The organism is Elstera cyanobacteriorum (assembly GCF_002251735.1).
Lineage (GTDB): Bacteria > Pseudomonadota > Alphaproteobacteria > Elsterales > Elsteraceae > Elstera > Elstera cyanobacteriorum.
This window is the reverse complement of sequence record NZ_NOXS01000003.1, coordinates 1-4,357: the sequence shown is the minus strand read 5'-3', so window position 1 is coordinate 4,357 and position 4,357 is coordinate 1. Positions and strand designations below refer to the sequence as shown.

Below are 4,357 nucleotides of genomic sequence, written 5' to 3'. Positions count from 1 at the left end.
CCCTAAAAAGTTTGACGTTGGCATTGCTCTCGGCTGTCAACGGATCAGTGCGACCAGCCCGGCCACAGTGCTCCGCCCCAAGTTTTTGGACCAGGTGAGGTTAGAGTTTTGCCTCCCACAAGAGAAAATGATAATCATTTGCATTCACGTTTGAGATCGGCTATCCCGGAGGTGGCTTCCGCCGGGGTCCCGCGTCAGCCGCCGCACAGCGTTCGATCCCAAATTGACCGCGCTTGGTTTTACCGGGCGCGTTGCCGCGCTTTGCGAGAAAGACGATTATGCTTCCGATGACCCATCGGAACCGGGGCAGCCGGTTCCCCTTAATCCACCGTTTGAAAGCGGCCCTGGCCGCAGCGGTTCTAACTGCGGCTTGCGCGTTGCCGATGGCTGCGGCCGCCCAAGCGCCGATGATCGAAGTTACCGATCTTGCCGGGCGCACGGTGAAGGTGAAAGCCGGGGCGGATCGGGTGATCCTTGGCGAAGGCCGTCTGATGTATGGCCTTGGGATTCTCGATAAGGATCAGCCGTTTAAGCGGATCGCCGGGTGGGCGGAGGATATGATCCTCTACGATCCAGGCACCTACCGCGCGTTTAAAACGAAATTCCCGGAAGCGGAAAAGCTGCCGCGCTTCGGATCGGCCTTCAACGGTGATTTTTCGGTCGAAAAAGCCCTGTCGCTGGCACCCGATGTCGTGCTGATGCCGCTGTCCGGCATCTATAAGGCGCGCGAAACCGGGATGATCGACAAGTTCGAAAAAGCGGGCGTGCCGTTGGTCTTCATCGACCTGCGCGAAGAACCGCTGGTCAATACGGTCCCAAGCATTCTGCTGGTCGGCCAAATCTACGGCCGGGAAAAGCAGGCACAGGAATTTGTGAATTTCTACCTGCGCGAAAGCCGCAAGGTGATGATCCGCGCCGCGCAAAAGAAGGATAAGGATCGGGTGCCGGTCTTCTTTGAACGGGCGGCGGGCTATTCCCCCGATCAATGCTGCATGACGTTCGGCAATGCCAACCTTGGCGCCGTGTTGCAGGCCGCAGGCGGGCGCAACTGGGGCTCGGCGAAATTCGCGGGCCTCGGCGGCGAAGTAAACCAAGAAGCGGTGTTTGCCGAAAACCTGCCGGTAATCATCGGCACCGGCGCTGACTGGGCCGAATCGACCCCGGGGTCGGTCGCGGTGCCTTTCGGCTATGAAACCAACCCGACGGCGGTGCAAGCGGCCTTGAAGGGCCTCGCCAACCGCAAGGGCTGGCCAACGCTGAAGGCGGTGCAGACCAAGCAGTTCTACGGCGTTTATCACCAGTTCTATACCAGCCCGTCCCACGTGGTCGCGCTGCAAGTCTTCGCCAAATGGCTCTATCCCGATGAGTTCAAGGACATTGACCCGGATGCGACCCTGGCCGAATACCATCAGCGCTTTTCGCCGATCCCGCTGACCGGTCAGTTCTGGGCGCAGCTTCAGTGACCGGCACTCCGGTCGATAGCGGGCAGGCTTGGGGCGCGGCAGCCGTCGCGTCCCACCGCGCACGCAGCCGGGGGCGGCAGGGGCTTTTGCTCCTGCTGCTGCTCGGCGGTCTTCTGTCCTTGGCCGTCGATATTGCGACCGGGCCGGGGCAACTCGATCTGCTGACCGTCCTGAAAACTGTGCTTGGGCCCGAAACGGCGGATCCGCGCCTGCGCATCATCATCTGGGATATCCGCCTGCCCGTCGCGCTGATGGCACTACTGATCGGCGGGATGCTTGGGCTTGCCGGCGCACAAATGCAGACCATCCTTGGCAATCCGCTGGCCGATCCCTTCACTCTGGGTCTGTCGTCGGCGGCCAGTGTTGGCGCGTCGCTGGCCATTGTTTTCGGGTTCAGCGTCCTGCCAGTGGCGGGGCCGTTTATCGTCACGGCCAATGCTTTTGTTTTTGCTCTGGGCGCCGCCTGCGCCGTGTTCCTGCTGACGCGCCTGCGCGGGGTGACGCCCGAAACAATGATTCTATTCGGTATCGCCCTGATGTTCAGCTTCAATGCCCTGCTGGGGCTGCTGCAATATCGCGCGTCCGAAACTCAGTTGACCCATATTGTTTTCTGGATGCTCGGTTCCTTGGCCCGCGCCAATTGGGACAAGGTCGCCATGGCGGCCCTCGTTAGCCTGATCGTGCTGCCGCTGATGTGGCGCGACCGCTGGCGCCTGACGGCCCTACGCGTCGGCGACGAGCGGGCGGCGAGCCTGGGGATCGATGTGGGCCGCCTGCGCCTGCGCATGCTGGTGCTGGTTGCCTTTCTGTCGGCCGTCGCCGTTTCCTTTGTCGGCGTGATCGGCTTCATCGGGCTGGTCGGCCCGCATATCGCCCGCATGCTGGTGGGGGAAGATCAGCGCTTTTTCGCCCCTGCCGCCTTCCTCGCGGGGGCTTTGCTGCTGTCCGTGACGTCCATCGTGTCGAAAAGCCTCGTGCCGGGTGTGATTTATCCCATCGGGATCATTACGGCGCTGGTTGGGGTGCCGTTCTTCGTCTCCCTGATCCTGTCGCGGCGGAGCCGTCCATGAGCCAACCCTTAACGGTCGAAAACCTTTCCGTCGCCTATGGGGCTCGGCGGATTCTCGACGCGGTTTCCCTCGCCCCTTGCCTCCCCGGCAGCAGCATTGCCTTGATCGGCCCGAACGCCGCCGGGAAATCGACGCTGATGCGCGCAATTGCCGGGCTGCTGCCGACGCAAAGCGGATCGGTCCGCCTTGGCGAGAGCGATCTTGCCCGCCTATCCGCCGAAGCACGGGCAGGGCTGGTGCGCTTTGTGCCGCAGACCTACGCCACCTCTGCCCGGCTGAGCGTCTTCGAAGTCTTGCTGGTTGCGCGCATGTGCGGGACAGGTGGACGCCCGGCGCGCGACGATCTGGCCGCCGTGGGCCAAGCCCTCGCTCGCTGTTCGCTGGAGCCACTGGCCGACCGCTGCGTTGCCGAACTGTCGGGCGGGCAGCAGCAATTGGTCGCCCTCGCCCAGGCGCTAACCCGCCCTGCCCCGGTCCTGTTGCTGGACGAGCCGACCAGCGCGCTCGACATCCGCAATCAGCTTGAAGCCTTTGCCATCATGCGCCGGGTTGCTGCGGAAGACGGCAGCATTGTCATCGCCGCCGTCCACGACCTCAACCTTGCCGCGCGCCATGCCGACCGGGTGCTGCTGCTCGGCAACGGTCGTTTGATCGCCGATGGCGCGCCCGACGATCTTCTGGTTAGCGACGATTGCGCCCGCGTCTATGGCGTCGGCCTTGCCAGCGGCCGCACCAGCCGGGGGTCGCTCGCCCTCGAAGCCTATTTGCCCTGAGGATCAGCCCTATGCCAAACGATGCGATGTATGGCCAGAATCATCACCTCAAAGAAGATATCCGAGCCTATTGGTCCAAGCGCGCCGAAACCTTCGATCAGTCCAGCGGCCATCGCATCCGCGACGGGGCCGAAACCTCGGCTTGGCAGGCGCTGTTCCGCGCGGGGCTTGGCGATGTGGCGGGCAAGAAGGTGCTCGATCTCGCCTGCGGCACCGGCGAAATCAGCCGTATGCTGCTGGCGATGGGGGCGGAGGTGACGGGCGCCGATTTCGCCGAACCGATGCTGGCGCGCGCCAAGGCCAAACACGCGGGCCTACCGTTCACAGCCCGGCTGAGCGATGTGGAAACCCTTGCGCTGGAAAGCGACGCCAGTTACGACGGGATCCTGACCCGGCATCTCGTCTGGACGCTGACCGACCCGATGGCGGCCTTCGCCACCTGGTTCCGAGTGCTGAAGCCCGGCGGTCGGCTGTTGATCGTCGATGGCGATTGGGTGTCGGCGGGACCGATGACGCAAGCGCTACGCGCCCTTGCCGCGCTGCTCGGCAGCCGCAAGTCGGGGCATGGCGAATCAATGGACCTGGACGAACACAGCCGCATCCTAGCGCAAGTTCATTATAACAAGGGGTTGACGGTTGAACAATTGACCAAGGATCTGACCGCCATCGGCTTCGTGCAGCCGCGCCGCCATTCGGTGCAGCCCGTCTACCTTTGGGGTATGCGGTATGAACCCTGGGGCGATTGGCTGCGGCTCAACGCCTCGCGGCGCTTTGCGCTGTCGGTGGAAAAACCATAGAGCCGACCGCAAGTTGAAGGAGGTCACAGGTCGGAAGCGAGGGCGGGTCTTCAGCTACTGGCGCTACCTGGCGATTCTCAGCGAAGGCACGGATCCGCTGCCGCACACGGAGTGAGAAGTCGAACTGTTAGGCCATTAGAGCGTTTTTCGATCGTTCCGAATCGAAAGAGGATTCCCTCGTGTTGTGATTTCTGATTCAACCTCTGTGCTGGAGCAGGAGGTCAGCACGGATGGGTCAGCCCCTTTCGCTGGAT

Annotated in this window: 4 protein-coding genes; all 4 read left to right on the top strand. The window is 62.9% G+C overall.

Translation table 11 applies throughout. From position 1 onward, the window contains the following. The first annotated feature begins 287 nt into the window (after window positions 1-287). Genes CHR90_RS00045 through CHR90_RS00030 form a run of 4 tightly spaced genes read left to right on the top strand, consistent with a single transcriptional unit; the run spans window position 288 to window position 4,103 of the window. Window positions 288-1,463 carry an ABC transporter substrate-binding protein gene (locus CHR90_RS00045; RefSeq protein ID WP_170941224.1) on the top strand — a complete coding sequence of 392 codons (1,176 nt, stop codon included), beginning with the start codon at window positions 288-290 and terminating at the stop codon, window positions 1,461-1,463. Next, a complete protein-coding gene (locus CHR90_RS00040; RefSeq protein ID WP_094406470.1) occupies window positions 1,460-2,533 on the top strand; it encodes a FecCD family ABC transporter permease in 1,074 nt (357 codons plus the stop codon). Before CHR90_RS00045 ends, CHR90_RS00040 begins: the two co-directional genes overlap by 4 nt. Further along, window positions 2,530-3,306: an ABC transporter ATP-binding protein gene (locus tag CHR90_RS00035; RefSeq protein ID WP_094406468.1), complete on the top strand. Its 777-nt coding sequence runs from the start codon at window positions 2,530-2,532 to the stop codon at window positions 3,304-3,306. The genes CHR90_RS00040 and CHR90_RS00035 overlap by 4 nt, the downstream gene beginning before the upstream one ends. 11 nt (window positions 3,307-3,317) lie before the next feature. Continuing rightward, the gene (locus tag CHR90_RS00030; RefSeq protein ID WP_094406466.1) at window positions 3,318-4,103 is read left to right on the top strand and encodes a class I SAM-dependent methyltransferase; all 786 of its coding nucleotides are present in this window, start codon (window positions 3,318-3,320) and stop codon (window positions 4,101-4,103) included. Window positions 4,104-4,357: the final 254 nt, after the last annotated feature.